This window comes from Achromobacter sp. DMS1 (assembly GCF_001270295.1).
Genome location: NZ_LHSJ01000057.1, coordinates 1 through 22715, shown reverse-complemented (window position 1 = coordinate 22715; position 22715 = coordinate 1). Strand labels below are relative to the sequence as shown.

The 22715-nt window shown below is 68.1% G+C and carries 17 protein-coding genes and 10 pseudogenes; 17 read left to right on the top strand and 10 right to left on the bottom strand.

Annotation, left to right across the window (positions count from 1 at the left end):
- Together AD428_RS29405 and AD428_RS29400 are read left to right on the top strand one after the other, a co-directional pair.
- A pseudogene (locus AD428_RS29405) lies at nt 1-357 on the top strand (hypothetical protein); the annotation flags it as partial.
- Nucleotides 281-553: a hypothetical protein gene (locus AD428_RS29400; protein WP_369798726.1), complete on the top strand. Its 273-nt coding sequence runs from the start codon at nt 281-283 to the stop codon at nt 551-553. The pseudogene AD428_RS29405 and the gene AD428_RS29400, both read left to right, overlap by 77 nt.
- On the opposite strand, the pseudogene AD428_RS08965 reads toward AD428_RS29400, so the two are convergent.
- The 3 genes and pseudogenes from AD428_RS08965 to AD428_RS27665 all read right to left on the bottom strand — a co-directional run bounded on the left by AD428_RS08965 (nt 543) and on the right by AD428_RS27665 (nt 2425).
- A pseudogene (locus tag AD428_RS08965) lies at nt 543-1272 on the bottom strand (amino acid ABC transporter ATP-binding protein). The gene AD428_RS29400 and the pseudogene AD428_RS08965 sit on opposite strands and share 11 nt — an antisense overlap.
- Nucleotides 1253-1907 (bottom strand): annotated as a pseudogene (locus AD428_RS08960) (amino acid ABC transporter permease). The pseudogenes AD428_RS08965 and AD428_RS08960 overlap by 20 nt, the downstream one beginning before the upstream one ends.
- Complete coding sequence (locus AD428_RS27665) at nt 1904-2425, bottom strand: hypothetical protein (RefSeq protein ID WP_053244919.1); 522 nt, start codon at nt 2423-2425, stop codon at nt 1904-1906. The pseudogene AD428_RS08960 and the gene AD428_RS27665 overlap by 4 nt, the downstream one beginning before the upstream one ends.
- A gap of 543 nt (nt 2426-2968) precedes the next feature.
- On the opposite strand from AD428_RS27665, the pseudogene gltX reads away from it, so the two are divergent.
- Nucleotides 2969-4392 (top strand): annotated as a pseudogene (gene gltX / locus AD428_RS08950) (glutamate--tRNA ligase).
- Nucleotides 4393-4454: 62 nt separating this feature from the next.
- Here gltX and AD428_RS08945 read toward each other — a convergent pair.
- Nucleotides 4455-5027: pseudogene (locus tag AD428_RS08945) on the bottom strand (MFS transporter); the annotation flags it as partial.
- Between the two features lies 1 nt (nt 5028).
- Here AD428_RS08945 and AD428_RS29395 point away from each other — a divergent pair.
- Both AD428_RS29395 and AD428_RS29390 read left to right on the top strand, forming a co-directional pair.
- A pseudogene (locus AD428_RS29395) lies at nt 5029-5583 on the top strand (hypothetical protein); the annotation flags it as partial.
- A gap of 49 nt (nt 5584-5632) precedes the next feature.
- Entirely contained in the window at nt 5633-6568 is a 936-nt protein-coding gene (locus AD428_RS29390) for a GNAT family N-acetyltransferase (protein ID WP_369798725.1), read from the top strand.
- A gap of 46 nt (nt 6569-6614) precedes the next feature.
- Here AD428_RS29390 and AD428_RS08935 read toward each other — a convergent pair.
- From AD428_RS08935 to yjgA, 6 genes and pseudogenes are all read right to left on the bottom strand, one after another.
- Nucleotides 6615-7308, bottom strand: a pseudogene (locus AD428_RS08935) (isochorismatase family protein).
- Between the two features lie 9 nt (nt 7309-7317).
- Complete coding sequence (locus AD428_RS08930; RefSeq protein ID WP_053244918.1) at nt 7318-8151, bottom strand: ABC transporter permease; 834 nt, start codon at nt 8149-8151, stop codon at nt 7318-7320.
- 3 nt (nt 8152-8154) lie between these two features.
- A pseudogene (locus AD428_RS08925) lies at nt 8155-8969 on the bottom strand (ABC transporter ATP-binding protein).
- Nucleotides 8969-9970 carry an ABC transporter substrate-binding protein gene (locus tag AD428_RS08920; protein WP_053244917.1) on the bottom strand — a complete coding sequence of 334 codons (1002 nt, stop codon included), beginning with the start codon at nt 9968-9970 and terminating at the stop codon, nt 8969-8971. Before AD428_RS08920 ends, AD428_RS08925 begins: the two are co-directional and overlap by 1 nt.
- 317 nt (nt 9971-10287) lie before the next feature.
- Complete coding sequence (locus tag AD428_RS08915) at nt 10288-10965, bottom strand: alpha/beta hydrolase (RefSeq protein ID WP_053244916.1); 678 nt, start codon at nt 10963-10965, stop codon at nt 10288-10290.
- Between the two features lie 5 nt (nt 10966-10970).
- On the bottom strand, nt 10971-11522 hold the full coding sequence (yjgA, locus tag AD428_RS08910) for a ribosome biogenesis factor YjgA (RefSeq protein WP_053244915.1): 552 nt from the start codon (nt 11520-11522) through the stop codon (nt 10971-10973).
- Between the two features lie 58 nt (nt 11523-11580).
- On the opposite strand from yjgA, the pseudogene pmbA reads away from it, so the two are divergent.
- From pmbA to erpA, 12 genes and pseudogenes are all read left to right on the top strand, one after another.
- Nucleotides 11581-12944, top strand: a pseudogene (gene pmbA / locus AD428_RS08905) (metalloprotease PmbA).
- Between the two features lie 102 nt (nt 12945-13046).
- A complete protein-coding gene (locus AD428_RS08900; protein ID WP_053244914.1) occupies nt 13047-14144 on the top strand; it encodes a TRAP transporter substrate-binding protein in 1098 nt (365 codons plus the stop codon).
- 254 nt (nt 14145-14398) lie between these two features.
- The gene (locus AD428_RS08895) at nt 14399-15553 is read left to right on the top strand and encodes an ABC transporter substrate-binding protein (protein ID WP_053244913.1); all 1155 of its coding nucleotides are present in this window, start codon (nt 14399-14401) and stop codon (nt 15551-15553) included.
- A gap of 221 nt (nt 15554-15774) precedes the next feature.
- Nucleotides 15775-16655 (top strand): annotated as a pseudogene (locus tag AD428_RS08890) (branched-chain amino acid ABC transporter permease).
- A 3-nt stretch (nt 16656-16658) separates the two neighbouring features.
- Entirely contained in the window at nt 16659-17525 is an 867-nt protein-coding gene (locus AD428_RS08885; RefSeq protein WP_053244912.1) for a branched-chain amino acid ABC transporter permease, read from the top strand.
- Nucleotides 17518-18306, top strand: a complete 789-nt coding sequence (locus AD428_RS08880) for an ABC transporter ATP-binding protein (protein WP_053244911.1) — start codon at nt 17518-17520, stop codon at nt 18304-18306. The genes AD428_RS08885 and AD428_RS08880 overlap by 8 nt, the downstream gene beginning before the upstream one ends.
- Nucleotides 18303-19013, top strand: a complete 711-nt coding sequence (locus AD428_RS08875) for an ABC transporter ATP-binding protein (protein WP_053244910.1) — start codon at nt 18303-18305, stop codon at nt 19011-19013. Before AD428_RS08880 ends, AD428_RS08875 begins: the two co-directional genes overlap by 4 nt.
- A 269-nt stretch (nt 19014-19282) precedes the next feature.
- Nucleotides 19283-19711 carry a 50S ribosomal protein L13 gene (rplM, locus tag AD428_RS08870; RefSeq protein WP_053244909.1) on the top strand — a complete coding sequence of 143 codons (429 nt, stop codon included), beginning with the start codon at nt 19283-19285 and terminating at the stop codon, nt 19709-19711.
- 9 nt (nt 19712-19720) lie between these two features.
- Nucleotides 19721-20113: a 30S ribosomal protein S9 gene (gene rpsI / locus AD428_RS08865; RefSeq protein ID WP_053244908.1), complete on the top strand. Its 393-nt coding sequence runs from the start codon at nt 19721-19723 to the stop codon at nt 20111-20113.
- A 101-nt stretch (nt 20114-20214) separates the two neighbouring features.
- A complete protein-coding gene (gene argC / locus AD428_RS08860) occupies nt 20215-21279 on the top strand; it encodes an N-acetyl-gamma-glutamyl-phosphate reductase (RefSeq protein WP_053244907.1) in 1065 nt (354 codons plus the stop codon).
- Between the two features lie 86 nt (nt 21280-21365).
- Entirely contained in the window at nt 21366-22085 is a 720-nt protein-coding gene (locus tag AD428_RS08855; protein ID WP_053244906.1) for a DUF6776 family protein, read from the top strand.
- An 85-nt stretch (nt 22086-22170) separates the two neighbouring features.
- Nucleotides 22171-22542, top strand: coding sequence for an iron-sulfur cluster insertion protein ErpA (gene erpA, locus AD428_RS08850; RefSeq protein ID WP_053244905.1), 372 nt, complete (start codon nt 22171-22173; stop codon nt 22540-22542).
- Nucleotides 22543-22715 lie beyond the last annotated feature (173 nt).

Genomic DNA, 22715 nt, shown 5'->3' with positions numbered 1-22715 from the left:
CGCCGTGCGCGCCAGCGTCTGCCGCCAGGCCGCCGTGCGCCGCGGCTTCGTACCAGCAACTGCTGCGGGGAAAGCGGCAGCGCCTGCGACACCGTCACCGGCGGCGGCACGGGCAGCGCGGAGTTCGATGCGGCCAGCGGCGTCTACACCGAATTGCAGGCCGGCTCCTATGCCTTCATGGACGTCGATTACGGCGCCAACGAGTGGGGCGGGCCGCTGGCGTTCCGGAACAGCCTGTTCCTGCTGGCCACCGTGATGAGCACGCCGTGCGCCGGACCGCGTGATCCTGGACGCGGGGCTGAAGTCCGCCAGCGCCGAATGCGGCCCGCCCGCCCGTGTTCGGCGCGCCGGGCCTGACGTGCGTGGCCGTCAACGACGCCACAGCGTCGTGCGCGTCGAACCGGGCGCCGCCGCGCCCGCGCTGGGCAGCGTGCTGAAGCTGGTGCCGTCGCACGTCGACCCCACCTTCAACCTGCACGACGGCCTGGTGGTGGTGAAGGACGGCGTGGTGGCGGACGTGTGGGAGATCGCCGCGCGCGGCTTCAGCCGCTGAGGCCCAGGAACTGCCGGAGCTCTTCCGTTTGCGGCGCGGAGAACAGCTCGCCGGGCGGCCCCATTTCGTGCACGCGGCCCAGGTGCATGAAGACGACGCGGTCGCACACCTCGCGCGCGAAGCGCATTTCATGCGTGACCATGAGCAGCGTCATGCCGTCGGCGGCGAGTTCGCGCACCACGGCCAGCACTTCGTTGACCAGCTCCGGGTCAAGCGCGGAAGTGATCTCGTCGCACAGCAGCGCCAGCGGCTGCATGGCCAGCGCGCGGGCGATGGCCACGCGCTGCTGCTGGCCGCCCGAGAGCTGGTGCGGGCCAGGCGTCGAACTTGTGCGCCAGTCCCACGCGCTCCAGCATGGCGCGCGCCAGGGCTTCGGCCTCGGCCTGCGGCATGCGCTTGGCCACCATGGGCGAGAGCATCACGTTGCGCCCCACCGTGAGATGCGGGAACAGGTTGAACTGCTGGAAGATCATGCCCACTTTCAGCCGCAGCGCCCGCAGGCGCAGCTCGTCGTCGCCGAGCTGCGCGTCGGCCACCATGATGGCGCCGCCGTCGATCTGCTCCAGGCCGTTGATACAGCGCAGCAGCGTGCTCTTGCCCGACCCGCTCTTGCCGATGATGGCGATGACTTCGCCGCGCTCCACGCGCAGGGTCACACCCTTGAGCACTTCGTTGTCGCCGTAGCGTTTGCGGACGTCTTCAAGAGCGATGAGGGGCATGCAACTTCCTTTCCAGCCGCAGGCTGAGGCGTGAGAGGGGCCAGCACAGCGCGAAATAGATCAGCGCGGCGCAGGCATAGACGGTAAACGGGCGGAACGTGGCGTTGGTGACGATGGTGCTGGCCTTGGACAACTCGGTAAAGCCGATGATCGAGGCCAGCGCGGTGCTCTTGACGATCTGCACCGCAAAGCCCACCGTCGGCGCCACGGCGATGCGCAGCGCCTGCGGCAGCACCACGTAGCGCATTTGCTGCAGGTATCCCAGGGCCAGGCTGGCCGAGGCTTCCCATTGCCCCCTGGGCACGGCCTCCACGCAGCCGCGCCAGATCTCGGCCAGGTACGCGCCCGACCACAGCGTGAGCGCCGCGCTGGCGGCAAGCCACGGCGGCACCTCCACGCCCGCCAGCGACAGCCCGAAAAACGCCAGGAACAACTGCATGAGCAGCGGCGTGCCCTGGAACAGTTCGATATAGCACCATGCCAGCCGCGCCAGCGCGCGCGCGCGAGGTGCGCAGCATCAGCACCAGCAGCCCCGCGACCGCGCCGCCGGCGAACGCCACCAGCGACAGCGCCACCGTCCAGCGCGGCGCCAGCAGCAGATTGCGCACGATGTCCCACAGCGAGAACTCGATCATGGCGCCGGCCTGCCGAAAAGCCGCCGGCCCGCCAGGCGCAGCGCCATGCGCAGCAGCACCGCCAGCGCCAGGTAAATGCCCGTGGCGGCGAAATACACCTCGAAGGCGCGGAAACTGCGCGACTGGATGAAGTTGGCCGCGAAAGTCAGGTCCTCGGCGGCGATCTGCGAGCACACCGCCGAGCCCAGCATGACGATCACGATCTGCGAAGACAGCGCGGGCCAGATCCGCATCAGCGCCGGCTTGAGCACGATGACGGGCTTGACGCTGGCCGCCGCGCGCAGCGCGCTCATGAACTCGCGCGCCGGCCCCACGTCTTCGAGGTAGAGCACGATGCTGTCGGTGCGGGGATCGCTCGCCAGGTAGTCCAGCACCTGCGCCAGGCCCACCACGGCCTCGTCGCCCAGCGACACCGCGGTGGAAAAACCGATGTGCACGTCCTCGGCCCAGTCCATCACGGCGGCCATGATGGAACGCGACTGCGCCAGCAACGCCACCCGGCCCGAACGGGCCAGCACCGGGTGCTGGCTGAGGTTGAGCCCGGCACCGCGGACGCTGCGCGCCGAACGAGCGCGGGCCCAGCAGTTCGCAGCGGTTTTCCTCGGCCCAGGCGCGGCACAGCGCCAGCGTGCCGCGCGGGTAGGGATCGGGAATCTCCGTGCGCAGCAGGATGACCGCGCGCGGAGCCACGGGCGCCAGCCTGCGCAGCGTCTCGGGGCAGCACGGCCGGGGAAACGCAGACCAGGGCCAGGTCCGGACGTTCGCCCGCGCCCAGGCCCGACAGCGAACCGGGCAGCTCGGGCGCCGCCCCCACCTCGCAGCGGACCACGGTGGTCCGGGCCTGCAGCGACGGCGAGAGCGAGCTTTCGGCCGGCAGCGGCCGGTCGGCGACGATCACCAGCGAACGGGGTTCGAACAGGGGAGCGAGTGCGTGTCGCAGCATGGAAATGGCGGGCGCCGGGCCCTAATCTAAAATACCCCCCATCGTAACAAGACAACCCCGCCGTGGGCTTGCCTCGGGTTTCCGTCCAAGGCCAGCCCCGGCCGCCGATTCCGCCGCCATGACAGCCAACGCTTCTTCTCCCGTCCGCACCCGTTTCGCCCCGTCGCCCACCGGCTTCCTGCACCTGGGCGGCGCGCGCACCGCCCTCTTCTCGTGGGCTTTCGCCCGCCATCACCAGGGCACCTTCGTGCTGCGCATCGAAGACACCGACGTGGAGCGCTCCACCCCGGAGGCGGTGCAGGCCATTCTGGACAGCATGGACTGGCTGGGCATGCAGCCCGACGAAGGCCCCTTCTACCAGATGCAGCGCATGGACCGCTACCGCGAAGTCATCGCGCAGATGCTGGCGGCCGGCACGGCCTACCACTGCTACAGCACGCCCGAGGAAGTCGAGGCCATGCGCGAGGCCGCGCGCGCGCACGGCGAGCAAGCCGCGCTACGACGGCACCTGGCGCCCCGAGCCCGGCAAGACGCTGCCCCCCGTCCCGGAAGGCCGCAAGCCCGTGGTGCGCTTCAAGAACCCCCAGACCGGCGCCACGGCCTGGAACGACCTGGTCAAGGGCCCCATCAGCTTCGACAACGGCGAACTGGACGACCTCATCATCGCGCGCCCGGACGGCACTCCCACCTACAACTTCTGCGTGGTGGTCGACGACTGGGACATGGGCATCACCCACGTGCTGCGCGGCGACGACCACGTCAACAACACGCCCCGCCAGATCAACATCCTGCGCGCGCTGGGAGCCACGCTGCCGGAATACGGCCACGTGCCCATGATCCTGGGCCCGGATGGCGAGAAGCTGTCCAAGCGCCACGGCGCGGTCAACGTCATGGAATACGACCGCGAAGGCTATCTGCCCGAGGCCATGATCAACTACCTGGCCCGCCTGGGCTGGAGCCACGGCGACGACGAGATCTTCAGCCGCGAGCAGCTGGTGGAGTGGTTCGACACCCGCCACCTGTCCAAGTCGGCTTCGCAGTGGGACCCCAAGAAGCTGAACTGGGTCAACGCCCACTACATCAAGCAGATGGACCCGGCCGAGCTGGCCCGCCGGGTGGCGCGCCGCATCGCCGCGCGCGGCGGCTCAGGCCGAAAAGACCGATCTGCCGGGCGTGATGGCGCTGCTGAAAGACCGCGCCGAAACGCTGGGAGCAGCTCGCCGACGGCGCCATGCTCTTCTGCGGGGAGTTCAAGCCCGCCTCGCCCGAGCTGGCCGCCCAGCCACCTCGCCGAGCGCGCGCGCGAGGCGCTGGCCGACTTCGCCGCGCGGGCGCGCGACGCCGACTGGACGCCGCGAGAGCTTTCCGCCCTCATCAAGGCCGATGCTGGGCCGACCGCGGCCTGAAGTGCCGCAGCTCGGCATCCCGCTCGCGTGGCCGTCACCGGCCAGGCGCAGACGCCGGCGGTCGACGCCGTGCCTGGCCCTGCTGGGCAAGGAAACCGTGCTGGCGCGCCTGGAGGCCGCGCAGGGCTCCCGGTAAGCGCCGACGGGCCCCGGCCCCGCTGCCTGGCGCGCCGGGCCTGGCCGCCTCAGACACGCCGGCGCCGCGCGGCGCTTGGCCGCCCGCGCAAAACCCGCGCCCAGCAGCGGCAACATGGCGGCCGAGCCGCCGAACAGCGCGGCCACGCCCACGCTGTCCACCACGACCCCGCCAGCGCCACGCCGGCCGCCTGCCCCATGAACAGGCACGAGGCGAACCAGGCCACCGCCGTGCCGCGGGCCGAGGGCACCATTTGCGTGGCGTTGGTCTGCAGCGTGGCGTGCAGCAGGTAATAGCCGAAACCGGCAAGCATGCTGGCAAGCAGGCTCCATGCCCAGACCGGGCCCAGCAGATACGACAGGAACGCCAGGCCCAGCACCAGCCCGCCCGACACCGCCAGCCCGCGCTCGCCCAGCAGCCGGAGCACCCGCCCGGCCACCAGTGTATAGAGCAGCCCGCCCACGGCGTATACCGCCACCAGCGCGCCCGCCGCCGTCAGCGAGATGCCGAAGCGCGCATGCAGGTAGGACGGCGCGAAGGCCAGCGCGCCGAAGACCAGCAGCCCTTCGATGAATACCGTCAGGAGCACCACCCGCGCCCAGGGCGTGCCCAGCACGAGGCGGGCCTGGGCTGCGNGTCTTCCGGAATGTGGGCGAATACCCGCTGGTCGATCGGACTGTAGTCCGCATCCCATGCAAAGCCGGACGCCGCCCGTGGCCAACCCCGTCATCACCTATACCCCTGCTCACGCCCGAGCGCATCCGCGCCATCCTGGACGTGGTGCTGGACGATTCGGGGGTGGACGGGGTGTTGGTGCTGTTGGCGCCCGATGCCCTGGCCGACATGCACGCGGTGGCCAGCGAGCTGGCGCAGATCGCGCCCAAGGCCCGCAAGCCGGTGGTCACCTGCTTCATGGGAGACGCGGGCATGCGGCCGCTGCGCCGCATGCTGGACGACGCCGGCACGCCGGCCTTTCGCACGCCCGAGTCCGCCGCCGACGCCTTCGGCGTGCTGGCCACGCACTATTACAACCAGCAGCTGCTGCTGCAGACCCAGCCGCCCGAGCCGCCCACCCACGTGCCGGACCTGTCCGCCGCGCGCGACATGCTGGCCGCCGTGCGCGCCGAGGGCCGGCGCGAGCTCAACCACGGCGAGATCCGTCGGCTGCTCGGGCTGTTCAACGTGCGCTGACCGAGCTTGCCCGCGTCGGTTACGCCGGGCGAGCCGGAGTCGCGCCCCCATGGCGATCCGCGTGCGGCGCGACCCGCAGTTCGGCCCGGTGATCCGCTTCGGCGCGGGCGGCCCCGACGCCGAACTGTCGCCGGCCGACCGCGGCATCGACCTGCCGCCGCTCAACGGCTTCCTGGCGCGCCAGATCGTGGTGCGCAGCCGGCTGTGGCGCCGCGTGCTGGCGCCGCGCATCGGGCACCTCGCGGCGGAAGCCTTGCAGCAGGCGCTGGTGCTGGTGTCGGAAATGGTTTCGGAAATGCCCGACATCGAGTCCCTGGACATCGATCCGCTCTATGCGGGCGAGGCCCACCTGCGCGCGGGCGGGCTGCGGCTCGTGCTCACCGACACGCCGGGCTGCGAGTCGCCGCAGACCTCGGGCTACCCGCACATGGCCATCCATCCGTATCCGGCGCGGCTGGTGCAGGTGCGCCGCTTCGCCGACGGCATGCCCTGGGTGCTGCGCCCGATCCGGCCCGAAGACGCGGAGCCGCTGCAGGCTTTCATCCGCAACCTGTCGGAGCGTTCGCGCTACATGCGCTTCGTGTCCATGATGCGCGAGCTGACGCCGCGCATGCTGTCGCGCTACACGCAGGTGGACTACCACCGCGAACTGGCGCTGGTGGCGGCCACGCAGATGCCCAATCCGGCCAACCGGGGCCACCCGCACGAGGTGCTGGTGGGCTTTGCCCACTATCTGCGCAACCCGGACGGCCGGGGCGCCGAGTACGCCCTGGTCATCGGCGACGACTGGCAGCGGCGCGGCCTGGGCCGCCAGCTCATGACGGCGCTGATCGACGCCGCGCGCGAGCAGGGCCTGGAGTACATCGACGGCCTGGTGCTGTCCTCCAACCGGCCCATGCTCTCGCTCATGACGCGCCTGGGCTTCACCAACGACCCGGACCCCGAAGACCCGACCATGCGGCGGGTCTGGCTGAACCTGGCCTGAGGCGGGCCGCGGAATCGGGGGAGGCGTGGCCCGAGGCTGACGCGCCCTAAGCCGTGCGGCGCTGCGGCCGGGCCGGGCGCAGCCGCGCCGCGGCCTCGTCCACCGACAGCACGTCGCCGAAGAACAGCATCCAGCCGTACAGGGCATGCTCATGCTCGGCCTGCGTCACGGCGGCCAGCGCGTCGTCGATCATGATGGTGCGGAAATCGCGCATCATGGCGTCGCGCGCGGTGGACTCGCAGCAGACGTTGGTTACCGTGCCGGCGATCAGCAGCGTGTCCACGCCCCGGCCGCGCAGCAGCGGCTCCAGCTCCGAGGAGCCGGGCGCCATGGCGCTGTAGAAGCGCTTGACCACGCGCAGGTCGCCGTCTTCCGTGCGCAGGTCGTCGTGCAGCCCGAACCCCGGGGAGTCGCGGCGCAGCGTTTCCAGCCGCCTGCGGCTGCGCTCGGGGCGTCAGCATCACGCCGTGGTGATGCGACCAGAACGCGTCCGCGTTGTCCGAGGCGGTCTGCACCCAGACCACGGTGGCCGCCGGCACGCGCACGGCCGCGCACAGGCGGTTGATCGGCTCGACGATGGCGCGGGCGCTCGCGCATTCGCCCTGGTAGCCGGGCAGCGTGAAGTAGCGCTGCATGTCCACCACCACCACGGCCGTGCGCGGGCCGGGCAGGTCATCGTAGGGATGCAGGCGGCCCTGGCGCGCGATCACGCGGTCCTGCACCCATTGGGGGAATTCCATGGCCGCTCCTTATCCGTAGCGCCGCGCCACCGCGGCCTCGATGCGATAGATGGCCAGGTACATCAGGCTGGAGATCAGCGCCAGCACGGCGATGGCCGTCATGACGATGTTGAGCTTGAAGACCTGGCTGCCGTTCATGATGAGGAAGCCCAGCCCCGAATCGGCCGACTGGAACTCGCCCACGATCACGCCCACGAGCGCGAGTCCGATGTTCATCTTCACGGCCGCGATCAGCGTGGGCACGCTGCCGGGCAGCACCACCTTGGTCAGCACCTGCCAGCGGCTGGCGCCGAAGGTGTGGGCGAGCTTCACCTTGTTCAGGTCGATGCCGCGAAAACCGGCGTACACCACCATGATGGTGACGAACACGGCGATGGCCACGGCCATGCCGTACACCGCGTAGTCCGAGCCCAGCCAGAGGTAGAAGATGGGCACGAAGGCGATCTTGGGCATGGCGTTGGCCACGACCAGGAACGGGTCGAGCACCTTGTAGAGAAAATCGGACCACCACAGCGCGGCGGCCACCACGATGCCGATGGCCATGCTGAGACAGAACCCGACCACCGTGGCCGACACGGTGGTGGCGATGTGATGCGCCAGGTTGCCGTTCTTCCACAACTCGACGAAGGTCGGCCACAGCGCGCTCGGATAGCTGGTGAGCAGCGGATTGAGGACGTGCATGCGCGGCAGGATTTCCCATGCGCACAGAAACAGCACCAGCAGCAGCGCCTGGGCGATCCGGATGTTGCGCCGGCGCGCGCGGTCGCGCCGCAGGTAGGCCAGGTACTTCTCGCTGGGCGCGCGCACGGGGCGCAGCGGCACGGTGTTGGCGGCGGTATTCATGGCTCAGCCCTCCACGTGTACGTCCAGCTCGTCCCAGAGCTGCGTGAAATAGGTGTTGAACTCCGGGCGGGAACGGGCCTGGAACGGCGTGGGGCGGGCCGCCCCTTCGTAATGGATGCGGTACTGGCTCTTGAGCCGGCCCGGACGGCGCGACAGCACGATGACGCGGTCGGTCATGGCGATGGCCTCGCCGATGTCGTGGGTCACCAGCACCACCGTCTTGCCTTCGCGGCGCAGGATGTCCACCACTTCGTCGGAAATCGCCAGCCGGGTTTGCGAGTCCAGCGCGGAAAAAGGCTCGTCCAGCAGGATCACGTCGGGCTCGGTGACCAGCGAGCGCGCGCCAGCGCGGCGCGCTGGCGCATGCCGCCGGAGAGCTGGCGCGGCGTGTGCGACAGGAACGCGCCCAGCCCGCATTTCTCCAGCAGGTGCACGGCGCGCGCCTCGCTGCGCGCATCGCGCCGGCCCTGGATCTCCGCGCCCAGCATGACGTTGTCCAGGATGGTGCGCCATTCGAACAGGTAATCCTGCTGCAGCATGTAGCCGATGCGCGGATTCGGCTTGACGACGGGCTGGCCGTCGATCATGACCGCGCCCGAGGTGGGCGGGATCAGCCCGGCGATCAGCGACAGCAGCGTGCTCTTGCCGCAGCCGCTCTGCCCGATGAGGCTGACGAATTCGCCCGGCGCCAGGGAGAACGACACATTGGAAAGCGCCTCGGTTTCGCCTTCCGGCGTGAAGTAGCTCAGACAGACCTCGCGCAGCTCGACCTTGGCCGGCGCGGCCGCCGGCTTGAGGCTGTGGACGGCGGCCCCCATCATTGCACCTTCCGGGCGAAATCGGGCACCACCACGTCCTCGTATTTCACGCGGGCGCTGTCCTTCATGACGGAGCTGGCCACCAGCATGTCCTGCAGCTGGTTGATGGCCTGCGCCGTCACGAGCGGCGTGGATTTCCAGATCTGGTATTTCTTGTAGCGTTCGATGGCCTCGGCGACGGCCTTCTCGTCCATGCCCGGGAAAAAGCTCATGATCTGCGGCGCCAGCTTGTCGGCCGGCGTGTCGTTCACGTACTTCTCGGCGCGGGCCACCGCATCCGTCCAGGCCTGGATGACCTTGGGGTTGTCGCGGATGTACTTGTCGGTCGCGGTGAACACGGTGTAGTCCACCGGGCCCACTTCGTGGCCGATGGATGCCACGATGTAGCCCTTGCCGTTGCGCACCAGTTCGCCGGCCTCGGGCTCCAGGAAAATGCCGTACTCGCCCTGTCCCGCCATCCACGCGCCGGCGCGCGCCGGTATGCCGATGTTGTTCAGCAGCTTTACGTCTTTCTGCGGGTCCACGCCATGCTTGCGCAGCGCGGTTTCCAGGAAGACGATGGGGTTGGACCCGGGCCGAAAGCCGATGATCTCCTTGCCCTTGAGCATGCTCCAGTCGAATTTCTCCATCGGCTTGCGCGACAGCAGGAAAAAGCCGTCGGTGGCGGTGAGCCCGGCGAAGATCTTGGGTTTGACCGGCGATTCGCTGTTCTGCACGTAGATGGAGGCCTCGGGCCCGATGAGCACGATGTCGGCGCTGCCCGACAGCAGGGCGGTCATGCCCTTGTCGGTGCCCTGCGAGGTCTTCATGGACACGTCCAGGCCGGCGTCCTTGAAATAGCCTTGCGACAGCGCGACGTACTTGGGAACGTACAGGATGGAGCGCACGACCTCTTCGTAGCGCACCTTCACGGGAGGATTGAGGGCTTCGGCGCGGCTGGCGCCGGATACGGCCACGAGGGCGACGGCCGCCAGGGCGGCCAGGCGAGACAGGGGCTTCACGGGATTTTCTCCTGTGGATGAGCGAGCGCCGAAACCCGGCGCATATTGGCCAAAGGGGCAATCGACTACAACAACAGGCCCTGGCATCCCGGGGCGTTACAGCATGGATCGAATACTATATTCAATACAAACCGGCGACAAGCAATTTCCCATTGGCGTTTTTCTCTATGGAAATCAAGAAGCCGAGCAAGGAGAATGCGAGGCTGGAATACCAGTTGGTATACCAAAATGCGAAAAAGGCCGAGCGCAGCTGGCCGAGCCGCCGCGGGCGGCACGGAACCCGCGCATCCGCGCGTCCGCGTGAATCGGCGGGGCGTTCAGCCCAGCACGCGTCCCAGGAAGGCCGAGATGTCGGCCACTTCCTCGGCGCACACCGAATGGGGCATGGGATAGGTGTGCCAGCTCACGTCGCAGCCCAGGCGCTGCAGTTCGGCCAGCGTGGCCTTGGCGCGCGCCAGGGGCACCACCGGGTCGTACAGGCCGTGGGCGAGGAAGATGGGGGTGCCCGCGTTGGCGGCATGGCGTTCGGCCTCGGCCGTGTCGATCAGGGGCAGGTAGCCCGACAGCCCGATCATGCCCGCCAGTTGCTCGGGCAGCCGCAGGCCGGTGTGCAGCGTCATGGCGCAGCCCTGCGAGAAGCCGGCCAGCACGATGCGCGAGGTGCGGATGCCGCGCGCGTTTTCCCGGGCGATCAGTTTGCGGACCTCGGCCTCCGAGCGCCGTATGCCCTGGCCGTCCTCGACCCGCACCAGGTCCATGACGAGGATGTCATACCAGGACCGCATCGCCATGCCGTTGTTGATCGTCACGGGCTGCACGGGAGCGTTCGGAAACACGAAGCGCACCGCCGCCCCGGCCGGCAGCCGCAGTTCGGGCACGATGGGCACGAAATCGTTGCCGTCGGCGCCCAGGCCGTGCAGCCAGATGACGGCGTGCGTGGGATTGGGCGCGGTTTCGATCTCGATGCAGTCGAGCAGGTCGGCGGGAGCGGTCATGGGAATCAGGATTCGAGGGCTTTCAGGGCCTGGAAGAGGGCGCGGTAATGCTTTTTCTGCGGCTCCTGGCCGGGCAGCAGCGCGGCGTTGGCCGCCTGCTCCTTGCGCGCGGCGCGGATCACCGAGCGCAAGTGCTGGGCCTCGGCCTCGGGGTGGTCGGCAAGCAGGCGGGTGAGCGCGTCGTCGTCGGACAGCAGGCGGTCGCGCAGGGTTTCCAGCCGGTGCATGGCGGCGGTTTCCTCGCGCGAGCCCCGGGCCCAGACGTCGAGCTGGGCGCGGATCTCGTCGGCGGGAGCCTCCCGCATCAGCTTGCCCACGAAATGGATCTGGCGCCGGCGTCCTTCGCGGCTGGTGGTGCGCTGGGCGAGCCGGATGGCCTCGTACAGGCGCTCTTGCAGCGGCAACTGCTTCAGCCGCTCGGGCGAAAGTTCCACGAGCTGCTTGCCCAGGTCGAGCAGGGCGTGCATCTCGCGCTTGATCTGCGACTTGCTCGGGCGGTCGTAGCCGTTCTCGTCGTAGCCGTCGCCGGCGGGTTCTTCTTCGGTGTGGGAATTCATGGAAAACTGCGCAATGACAGACTTGGCTATGATAACCGTCTCTGCAAACTGGACAGCAATGGTTAAAACCTCCTCTTCCCTGCCGCTGGCGGCCAATCACGCGCGCTTTTCCGAGCTCGTGCAGCAAACCCTCGAATACGCGCGCCGGATCGGCGCCTCCGACGCCGCCGCGGAGGTCTCGGAAAGCCTGGGGTTGTCTGTCTCGGTGCGCAAGAACGACGTCGAGACGGTCGAGCAGACGCGCGACCGCGCGCTGGACCTGACGGTCTACGCCGGCCAGAGCCGCGGCTCGGCCTCCACCTCCGATTTCTCCGAGGCCGCGCTGCGCCAGACGGTCGAGGCGGCCTGGCACATCGCCCGCCACACCGCCGCCGATCCGGCCGCCGGCCTGCCCGACGCCGACCAGCTCGCCACCGAGTTCCCCGACCTGGATCTGCACCACGCCTGGAACATTTCCACCGAGGAAGCCATCGAGCTGGGCCTGCGCGCCGAACGCGCGGCGCGCGAGGTGGACGCGCGCATCACCAACACCGACGGCGCCACCGTGAACACCTACGAAGGCCAGTTCGTCATGGGCAACACGCGCGGCTTCCTGGGCGGCTACCCCTATTCGCGGCACAGCCTGTCGGTGGCGCCCATCGCGGCCGCGGCGACAACATGCAGCGCGACTACTGGTACACCTCCGAGCGCGATCCCGCCCGCCTGGCCTCGCCCGAGGCGGTGGGCCGCTATGCCGCCGAACGCACGCTCTCGCGCCTGTCGGCGCGCCGCATCCGCACGGGCAAGTTTCCCGTGCTCTTCGAGGCGCCGCTGGCCCTGGGCCTGGTGGGCGCGCTGACCCAGGCCGCCAACGGCGGGGCGCTCTACCGCAAGGCCAGCTTCCTGCTCGACGCGCTGGGCAAGCCCATCTTCCCGGGCCACATCAACCTTACCGAAGACCCGCACATCCGCGGCGCCATGGGCAGCTCGCCCTTCGACGACGAAGGCGTGCGCACGCGCAAGCGCCACGTGGTGGCCGACGGCGTGCTGCAGGGCTATTTCCTGTCTTCGTACACCGCGCGCAAGCTGGGCATGGCCACCACGGGCAATGCCGGCGGCTCGCACAACCTGGCGTTCTCTTCCACGCTCACCAGGCCCGGTGACGATTTCGAGGCCATGCTGCGCAAGATGGGCACCGGTTTCCTGGTCACCGAGCTCATCGGCCAGGGCGTCAACTACGTGACGGGCGATTACTCCCGCGGCGCTTTCGGCTACTGGGTCGAGAATGGCGTGATCCAGCACGCGGTTCAGGAAGTCACCATCGCCGGCAACCTGGCGGAAATGTTCAAGCAGATCGTGGCGGTGGGCGCGGACGCCATCTCGCGCGGCACCAAGACCACGGGTTCCATCCTGATCGAGCAGATGGCGGTCGCCGGGGCCTGATGCCGCCGTCGCCCGGGAATTCCTGTAGCGATCGGGCAAGACGCAACGTGTAATATCCGGCGGATACGCCGCGCCGCATCCCGGCGGCGCAGGAGCATCGACATGCAACGACGTTCATTCTTGAAGCAGGCGGGAGTCGGCGCGGCGGCGGCCGGCGCCGCGCTGGGCGCGCCCGCGCTGGCGCAGGACATGCCCTCGCTCAACTGGCGCATGGCCTCGGGCTTTCCCCAGAAGCTGGACCTGCGCTTCGGCGCCGGCGAGCTTTTCTGCAAATACGTTTCCGAGGCCACTGGCGGCAAGTTCGGCATCCGCCATTATCCCGAGGGCGAGCTCGCCCCGGCCTCCGGGCTGGTGGAGGCAGTCGCCGCGCGCAAGGCCGATTGCGGCCATGGCTCCTCGCTCGCGCTCTACGGCGCGAATCCCGCGTTCCTGTTCGACGCCGCCGCGCCCTTCGGCCTGGACGCGGCCCAGATGGACGCCTGGATGTACGAGGGCGACGGCCTGCGCCTGACGCGCGAGCTGTTCAAGCCGCTGAAGATCGTCAATTTCCCGCTCGGAAACACGGGCCCGCAGATGGGCGGCTGGTTCCGCAAGGAAATCCGGCGCGAATCCGACCTCAAGGACCTCAAGATCCGGGCCGGCGGCCTGGCCGCCGACATCTGGAAGCGCCTGGGCGCGGCGCCCGTGCAGACGCCGGACGACGAGCTGGCCCAGGCGGCCGAAAAAGAGGGCCTGCAGGCGGTGGCCGGGGCCGGGCCCTACGACGACGGCCTGCGCGGCCTGAACAACGTAGCCAAGTATTACTACGCGCCGGCCTGGTGGGCGCCCGGCGAGCAGATGTCGCTCTATATCAACGAAGAGGCCTGGAGCAAGCTGCCCAAGAACTATCAGTCGATGGTGGAATCGGCCGCCCGGGCGGCGCACGCGGCCACCACGACGCGGTACGCGGCCCGCAATCCCCAGGCGCTGGCCGGCCTGTCGGCTGGCGGCGCCCTGGTGCGCGCCTATCCGCGCTCCGTCCTGGACGCCGCGTTCGACGCGGCCCAGGCGGCCTATCAGGAAATGGCCGCGAAGCAGCCGGGGTTCAAGGCGATTCACGACAATTACATGGGTTTTCGCGACGCCGCCATGCCCTGGCTGCGTCTCACCCAGGGGGCTTACGAGCAGTATCTGGGCGTGGCGCTGTCCGGCCGCGGCTGAGGAGGGGCCGGATGCCGAATGGCATTCGGCGAGAAGTCGGGGTTTTTGCGGGTAGACCCCGTTTTTTTACAAAAAAATGGGCGGTTTCATGCCTTTTGTTGAATGGCATTCGAGTTTCGGCCTGATACAAAGGAGTAATATCCCGGGTCTTGACGCGCGAACGTGGCGGCTTTAGGCGCCATCCGACGTCAAATCCGGCGGCATGCCCGCCTGGATTCCAATATTCCGAGACAGACTTTAGGGTGGTATCAACCATGCAATCGAAGACCAAGAAGCTGCTGGCCGCGCTGATCGCCGCCGGCGTCGTCCCGGCTGCCCACGCGGCCGACATCAAGCTCGGCGTGGCCGAGGCCCTGTCCGGCGGCGCCGCGCAATACGGCGCGTCGATCCGCAACGGCTTCCAGCTGGCCGCCGATGAAATCAACGCCGCGGGCGGCATCAACGGCAACAAGATCGTGCTGGTGATCGAAGACGAGCAGGGCAAGAAAGAAGAAGCCATCAACGTCTTCAAGAAGCTGATCTTCAAGGACAACGTGCTGATGGTGTTCGGCCCCACGCTGTCGAACTCGGCCCAGGCCGCCGACCCCATCGCCCAGGCCGCCAAGACCGTGGTCTTCGGCACCTCCAACACCGCCGACGGCATCACCTCCATCGGCAACTACGTGTTCCGCAACTCGGTCACCGAGGCCGATGTGCTGCCGGCCACCATCGCCACCGTCAAGGCCAAGACCGGCCTGAAGAACGTCGCCGTGCTCTACGGCAATGACGACGTCTTCACCAAGAGCGGCTACGACAACTTCAAGAAGGCCCTGGAAGACCAGAAGATCCCGGTCACCACCACCGAAACCTTCGCCAAGGGCGACGTGGACTTCAAGGCCCAGCTCACCAAGATCAAGGGCACCAACCCCGACGCCATCGTGCTCTCGGCGCTGCTGGCCGAAGGCGCGCCCATCATGGTGCAGGCCCGCCAGCTCGGCATCAACGTGCCCGTCATCGGCGGCAACGGCATGAACTCGGTCAAGATCTTCGACCTGGCCCCCGGCGGCGCGTCGAACAACCTCTGGATCGGCAGCCCGTGGTCCATCGAGAACAAGTCGCCCGAGAACGTGAAGTTCATCGACGCCTACAAGGCCAAGTTCGGCGCCGCGCCCGACCAGTTCTCGGCGCAGTCCTACGACGCCATGCACATCGTGGCCCAGGCGCTGAAGAACACCAAGCTCACCGGCGCCCTGGCCAAGGACCGCGCCGCCCTGCGCGACGCGCTGCCCTCGGTGCAGTGGACCGGCGCCACCGGCCCGTTCAAGTTCCGCCAGGCCAAGGACCGCGCCGGCAAGCCGGCCGGCTACGACGCCGACCAGGCCCCGATCGTCAGCGTCACCAAGGACGGCAAGTACGTCATCGAGAAGTAAGCCGTCCGCGTCCCGCGCGGCACCGCCTTGCGGCCCCATGACGGCCGCAAGCGTTTTGCGGCAGGGCCGCCCCTGACGCTTGAGGGCGCTCCCGCGCCGCGCGGAGCGCCTTTCGCCCCAGGGGCCGTCCGAGAACAACAGCCATGCCCTTCGCGGGGAGGGCGGCGAGCGCGCGGGGGCGCTGCGTGGCGATTCTTCAGTCAGATTTGGAACGTCCCATCATGTTGGAACAACAATTCGTCAATGCCTTGTCGCTGGGCTGTGTATACGCCCTCTTCGCGCTGGGCTTCACGCTGGTCTTCGGCGTGCTCGGGGTGATCAACCTGGCGCACGGCGCGGTATTCATGGTCGGCGCCTACGCGGCCCTGGTCGTGGTGACCCAGCTCGGCCTGCCCCTGTGGGGCGCGCTGGTCGCGGCCTTCTTCGTGGCCGGCCTGGCGGGCGTCGTCATCGACTACCTGGTGCTCAAACCGCTGCGCAAGCGCAACGCGCCGCACCTGATTCCCATGATCGCCACCATCGGCGTGGGCATCATCCTGAACAACGCCGCGCAGGGGATCTTCGGCGCGGCCAACCTGCGTTTTCCGCACGGCACCGTGCCGGAAGAGATCATCGAAGTCGCGGGCCTGCACCTCACCGTCATCGAGCTGGGCATCATCTTCCTGTCCTTCGCCCTCATGGCCGTGCTCATGTTCGTCATGCGCCGCACCCAGTTCGGCCGCGCGCTGCGCGCCATCGCCGAATCGCCCAAGGCAGCCTGGCTGCTGGGCATCAACGTCGAGCGGCTCTTCGTCACTACTTCCTTCGCCGCCGCCGCCCTGGGCGGCGTGGCCGGCGTGCTCATCGGCCTGTATTCCAACGCGCTCTTCCCGCTCATGGGGCAGCCCATGCTGCACAAGGGCATCGCCGTCATCATCCTGGGCGGCATGGGCGACATCCGCGGCGCATGCTGGGCGGCCTGTTCCTGGGCTTTGCCGAGGTGCTGTCGGTGGCGTACATCGGCTCCACCATGCGCGACGCGGTTGCATTCGGGCTGCTGTTCCTGATCCTGCTGGTGCGTCCGCAGGGGCTGTTCGGCAAAGTGGTTCAACGCAAGGCATAACCGATGAGCGGATTCGAAAACTTCTGGGCCATCTACGGCAACCTGGTGCTCACCCTGGGCACCAACGCCCTCCTGGCCCTTTCCATCTGGCTGACGCTGGCCTGCGGCATGCTGGCCATGGCCAACGCGGCCTTCATGGGAATCGGCGCCTACACGGCGGCGCTTCTCACCATGAATTACGAAATGCCGTTCTCCGTGGCGCTGGCCGGCGGCATGGCGGCTCCCGCGCTGGTGGCGCTGCTCATCGGCCTGCCCACCCTGCGGCTGTCGGGCGTCTACCTGGCCATGGCCACCCTGGGCTTCGGCGAGGTCGTGCGCGTCACCATCCTCAACACCGAGTCCCTCACCGGCGGCGCGCTGGGCCTCAATGGCATTCCGCAGATCACCCAGTGGTGGCACGTGGTGCTGGCGGTGGCAATCGTGCTGTTCGTGCTGTGGCGCGTGCGCGTTTCCAAGGTGGGCCGCGCCTTTGACGCCATTCGCGGCGACGAGACGGCCGCCGGCCTGATGGGCATCGACGTGCGCGCCAACAAGATGCTGGCCTTCGTGGCCGGCGCGGCGATCGCCGGGCTGGCGGGCGCGCTCAACGCGCACCTCACCTTCTTCATCGGTCCCAACGAATATGGCTTCGACCGCGGCGTCGAAATCCTGACCATGGCCATCCTGGGCGGCATCGGCGGCCTGGCGGGGCCCGTGATCGGCAGCTTCATCATTACCGTGCTGCCCGAAGTCCTGCGCGGCTTCGCGGATTTCCGCCTGGTCATCAACGGAGTGATCCTGGTCGTGATCGTGTTGTTCCTGCCGCAAGGCATCTGGGATCCGGCGCGTTTCAAGCGCTGGATGCGTCAGGGAGGCAAGCGCCATGCTTGAGCTGACCTCCGTTTCCAAGCGCTTCGGCGGCCTGCACGTGCTGCATGACGTGAACCTGTCGGTGCCGGAAGGCGCCATTTTCGGCCTCATCGGCCCCAACGGCGCGGGCAAGACCACGGTGTTCAACCTGATCACCGGCCTGCTGCCGCCCAGCGGCGGCGAGATCACGTTCAACGGCGAAAGCCTGCTGCGCAAGCGGCCACACCAGATCACCCGGCTGGGCATCGCCCGCACGTTCCAGAACATCCGCCTCTTCAAGGAGATGACGCTGCTGGAGAACGTGGTGGTGGGCGCCTACCGGCACATGAACTACGGCTTTCCGGGCCTGCTGCTCGGCCTGCCGGCCTTCCGCGAGCACGAGCGCCGCGCGCGCGACCGCGCCCACGAGCTGCTCACCTGGATGCGGCTCGACCACAAGGCCAACGACCTGGCCGACAACCTCTCGTACGGCGAGCAGCGCCGCCTCGAGCTGGCGCGCGCGCTGGCCACCGAGCCCCGGCTGCTTCTGCTGGACGAGCCCGTGGCCGGCATGAACACCGGCGAGCGCACGGAGCTCATGCGCGAGATTCTCGCCATCCGCGACCGCGGCTACACCATCCTCATGATCGAGCACGACATGCGCTTCGTCATGGGGCTGTGCGAGCGTATCGCGGTGCTGAACTTCGGCAAGATCATCGCCTGCGGCGGCCCCGAGGAGATCCGCAACAACGAACAGGTCATCGAAGCCTACCTGGGCCGCGAGGACGACGACGAACCCGAACAAGCGGAGGCTCGGCCATGAGCGCCATGCTGGAAGTCCGTGGCCTCGAAGTCAACTATGGCCACATCGAAGCCGTGCGCGGCATAGACCTGGACCTGAACGCCGGGGAGATCACCGCCCTGGTGGGCGCCAACGGCGCGGGCAAGTCGACCACGCTGCTGGCCCTGTCGGGCCTGCTGCCCAAGGCGCGCGGACGCATTCTCTTCGAAGGCGAAGACATCACCAACCTGCCGCCCCACCAGCTCGTGGCGCGCGGCATCGTGCAGGTGCCGGAAGGCCGCGCCATCCTCACCACCATGACGGTGCAGGAGAACCTGGAGCTGGGCGCCTACCGCCGCGGGCTGGGCAACGTGAGCGCCGACCTGGAATACGTGTTCAACCTGTTCCCGCGCCTGAAGGAACGCATAGGGGGCATGGCGGGCAACCTGTCGGGCGGCGAGCAGCAGATGCTGGCCATCGGCCGGGCCCTCATGGCCAAGCCGCGCCTGCTGCTGCTCGACGAGCCTTCCATGGGCCTGGCGCCCATCGTGGTGCAGGAAATCTTCCGCTCGCTGCGCGCCATCAATGCCGATGGCCTGACCCTGTTCCTGGTGGAGCAGAACGTGCGCCAGGCGCTGAAGATTGCCCAGCACGGCTACGTGCTCGAAAACGGCGCCATGGCGCTGCAAGGCACCGGCCGGGAGCTGCTCGGCCACCCCCGGGTGCTGGAAGCGTACCTGGGCGCATGAGCCGGCAAGCCCCCCGGGGGGCGCCCCTGGGAGGGCTTGCCCAAAATTTGAGCAGTTGTGCTAGAATTGTGGGCTTTCCCTCATTCTGGCCGTAGCACGGGCGGGTAATAACAACGCTTAGGCGATCGGCCGATCGATACCCTTTTTCCGGAATGCCGCGCGATGTCGTTCGATGCCGCGCACGATTTCCCAGGCAAAGGCGAATCGGGGAAAGAAACCGCTGGCCGGGCTGTCCGGCCAGGGAAAATCTTCTTTATCTAGGAACCATCATGAAGACCTTTGTGGCCAAGCCGCATGAAGTCCAACGTGACTGGTTTGTGATCGACGCCAAGGGCAAGGTCCTCGGTCGTGTGGCCAGCGAAGTCGCACGCCGTCTGCGTGGCAAGCACAAACCCGAATTCACGCCGCACGTTGACACGGGCGATTACATCGTCATCATCAACGCTGCCGACATCGTCGTTACCGGTACCAAGGCGAAGGACAAGAAGTACTTCCGCCACACCACCTACCCGGGCGGTATCCGCGAAACGAACTTCGAGAAAATGCAGGAGCGTTTTCCCGGCCGCGCCATTCAGAAGGCTGTCAAGGGCATGCTGCCCAAGGGTCCTCTGGGCTACGCGATGATCAAGAAACTCAAGGTGTACGCCGGTGCCGAGCACCCGCACGCCGCCCAGCAGCCCAAGACGCTGGATATCTAAGGAAACGCCATGATCGGTAACTGGAACTACGGAACCGGCCGTCGCAAAACCTCGGTGGCCCGCGTTTTCATCAAGAAGGGCACGGGCAAGATCATCGTCAACGGCAAGCCCGTCGACGAATTCTTCGCCCGCGAAACCGGCCGCATGGTCGTGCGCCAGCCGCTGGAGCTCACCGGCCATCTCGAATCGTTCGACATCAAGGTCAACGTGCACGGCGGCGGTGAAACCGGCCAGGCCGGCGCGGTCCGTCACGGCATCACGCGCGCCCTGATCGACTACGACGCCAACCTGAAGTCCGCGCTGTCGCAAGCCGGCTTCGTCACCCGCGATGCCCGCGAAGTCGAACGCAAGAAGGTCGGCTTCCGCAAGGCGCGTCGCCGCAAGCAGTTCAGCAAGCGCTAATGTGCTGCAAAAAGGCCGCGAAAGCGGCCTTTTGTTTCCTGCCCGGCGCCCGGGACCGGGCGATACAATCTAGCTTCGTCCTACGAAGAGCTCCCCTCATCATGGCACACGCATCGAATACCCGTATCAAGGTCGGCATCGTCGGCGGCACCGGATATACCGGCGTCGAGCTGCTGCGCCTGCTCTCGCAGCACCCCAACGTGGAACTCACCGCCATCACCTCCCGCAAGGAAGACGGCCTGCCGGTGGCGGACATGTATCCGAACCTGCGCGGCCGCGTGAAGCTGGCTTTCTCGGCTCCCGAGAAAGCCACCCTGACGGATTGCGACGTGGTGTTCTTCGCCACGCCGCACGGCGTGGCCATGGCGCAGGCTCAGGAGCTCATCGCGGCGGGCACGCGCGTCATCGACCTGGCGGCCGACTTCCGCCTGCAGGACGTGCCCACATTCGAACGCTGGTACAAGATCCCCCATACCTGCCCCGACATTCTGGCCGAATCGCAGTACGGGCTGGTCGAACTAAACCGCGAGGCCATCTCCAAGGCCCGCGTCATCGGCAACCCGGGCTGTTATCCCACCACCGTGCTGCTGGGCCTGGCTCCGCTGCTCGAGGGCGGCAAGAAGCTGGTCGATACGCAGACTCTCATCGCCGACTGCAAGTCGGGCGTGTCGGGCGCCGGCCGCAAGGCCGAAGTGGGCTCGCTCTTCTCCGAAGCGTCCGACAATTTCAAGGCCTACGGCGTGGCGGGCCATCGCCACCATCCGGAAATCGTGGCCCAGCTCGAAAAGATTGCGGGCGGCAAGGTGGGCCTGACCTTCGTGCCGCACCTGGTGCCCATGATTCGCGGCATGTATTCCACGCTGTACGCCCGCATCCTGCCCGAGGCCCGCGACACGGACTTCCAGGCCCTGTACGAGCAGCGCTACGCCGACGAGGCTTTCGTGGACGTGATGCCGGCCGGCAGCCTGCCCGAAACGCGTTCGGTGCGCGCCTCGAACAACCTGCGCATCGCGCTTGCGCGGCCCGGCGGCGGCGACCAGCTCATCGTCATGGTGGTCCAGGACAACCTCGTGAAGGGCGCGGCGGGGCAGGCCGTGCAGAACATGAACCTCATGTTCGGCCTGGCCGAAACCACGGGCCTGGACCAGGTTGCCATCCTGCCCTGAGCGCTCCGCTCGGTCGCGCCGCCCGCCAGCCAGGTTTCCATGCCCGAAGACCAGCCCGCCTCGCCCCGCCCCCCGCCCAGGCGGCGTTGCGCCTCATTGCGGGCCTGTGCCTGGGGGCTGCGCTGGGCGCGGCGGGGGGCTACTTCTATGCCCAGAAGCGCTACAAGCCCAAGGACGCCGTCGTGCTCGACGCCTCGCAGTGGGCGGCCCAGCAGGAGGCCGTGCGCCAGCAAGCGGCGGCCCTGCGCTACACGCGCGGCCAACTGGACAAGGCCGATGGCGAGCTCGTCATCGAACGGGCGGCGCGGCAGGAACTCGAAACCCAGTTGCGCGCCAGCGAAGCCGAGGTCGGGCGCGTGCGCGACCAGCTCGCTTTTTATGAGCAGCTGCTGCCGCCCGGGCCGGAGGGCGCGGTCGATATCCGGGGCATGGAGGTCGAACGCGCCGGCGGCGGACTGCGCTACCGTGTGCTGCTGATGCGCAGCGGGCGTCCCGGCGCACCGTTCTCGGGCTCCCTGCGCTTCCAGGCCACGGGCGTGCTCCATGGAGAAACCGTCACGGTCGATCTCCAGCCCATGCAGGTCAAGGGCGAAACCGCGACGGCCGAAGCCGGCTCCGCCCAGACTGTGGAAGCCGCGGGAGCGGGCCAGCCCGGCCCGGGCCTCATGCCCTTGCAGTTCGATCAGTATCAGCGCAGTCAGGGTGTGCTGGCCCTGCCGGAGGGATTTGTCCCCGAAAGCATCACGGTCAGCGTGCTGGAAGGAGACATCGTGCGCGCTTCCCGCAGCGCCAAGCTCGAACTTTGAGTCCGGGCGGGGCCTGCGCTATAGTGGAACCATACGAGCGGCGACGCCGCTCCCCGAATTTGGCCGTACCGGCCAGGAGCCAAACATGAATGCAGTGACCGAAACCGTCGACCTGCAGGCCGCGCCGCCTGCTCCCCTCATCTTTACCGACTCGGCAGCCGCCAAGGTCAAGGACCTGCTGGCCGAAGAAGGCAACCCCGAGCTCAAGCTGCGCGTGTTCGTGCAGGGTGGCGGCTGTTCCGGTTTCCAGTACGGTTTCACCTTCGACGAAGTCGTGAACGAGGACGATACCGTGCTCGACAAGGACGGCGTGCAGCTGCTGGTCGATCCCATGAGCTTTCAGTACCTGGTCGGCGCCGAGATCGACTACAAGGAAGACCTCGAAGGCGCGCAGTTCGTGATCCGCAACCCCAACGCCACCACGACCTGCGGTTGCGGTTCGTCGTTCTCGGTGTAAAGCGCGCCGCCGTCCGCGTCCGCAACAAGAGCCCTGCGTTTCACGACGCAGGGCTTTTTGCTGGGCGCGGCGCAATGCCGCGGGGCCCGGGCGGGGTCAGCGCGGATACCGCGCGCCCAGCACGCGCGCGCCGCGCGCGATCGAGACGGCCGGGTCGCCCGGCCCGGCCTTGC

Excerpts from the sequence above, each read along its gene's own strand:
- AD428_RS29390 (WP_369798725.1), top strand. The coding sequence starts at position 5,633 with ATGGCGATCCGCGTGCGGCGCGACCCGCAGTTCGGCCCGGTGATCCGC.
- AD428_RS08930 (WP_053244918.1), bottom strand. The coding sequence starts at position 8,151 with ATGAATACCGCCGCCAACACCGTGCCGCTGCGCCCCGTGCGCGCGCCC.
- AD428_RS08915 (WP_053244916.1), bottom strand. The coding sequence starts at position 10,965 with ATGACCGCTCCCGCCGACCTGCTCGACTGCATCGAGATCGAAACCGCG.
- yjgA (WP_053244915.1), bottom strand. The coding sequence starts at position 11,522 with ATGAATTCCCACACCGAAGAAGAACCCGCCGGCGACGGCTACGACGAG.
- AD428_RS08900 (WP_053244914.1), top strand. The coding sequence starts at position 13,047 with ATGCAACGACGTTCATTCTTGAAGCAGGCGGGAGTCGGCGCGGCGGCG.
- AD428_RS08895 (WP_053244913.1), top strand. The coding sequence starts at position 14,399 with ATGCAATCGAAGACCAAGAAGCTGCTGGCCGCGCTGATCGCCGCCGGC.
- AD428_RS08885 (WP_053244912.1), top strand. The coding sequence starts at position 16,659 with ATGAGCGGATTCGAAAACTTCTGGGCCATCTACGGCAACCTGGTGCTC.
- AD428_RS08880 (WP_053244911.1), top strand. The coding sequence starts at position 17,518 with ATGCTTGAGCTGACCTCCGTTTCCAAGCGCTTCGGCGGCCTGCACGTG.
- AD428_RS08875 (WP_053244910.1), top strand. The coding sequence starts at position 18,303 with ATGAGCGCCATGCTGGAAGTCCGTGGCCTCGAAGTCAACTATGGCCAC.
- rplM (WP_053244909.1), top strand. The coding sequence starts at position 19,283 with ATGAAGACCTTTGTGGCCAAGCCGCATGAAGTCCAACGTGACTGGTTT.
- rpsI (WP_053244908.1), top strand. The coding sequence starts at position 19,721 with ATGATCGGTAACTGGAACTACGGAACCGGCCGTCGCAAAACCTCGGTG.
- argC (WP_053244907.1), top strand. The coding sequence starts at position 20,215 with ATGGCACACGCATCGAATACCCGTATCAAGGTCGGCATCGTCGGCGGC.
- erpA (WP_053244905.1), top strand. The coding sequence starts at position 22,171 with ATGAATGCAGTGACCGAAACCGTCGACCTGCAGGCCGCGCCGCCTGCT.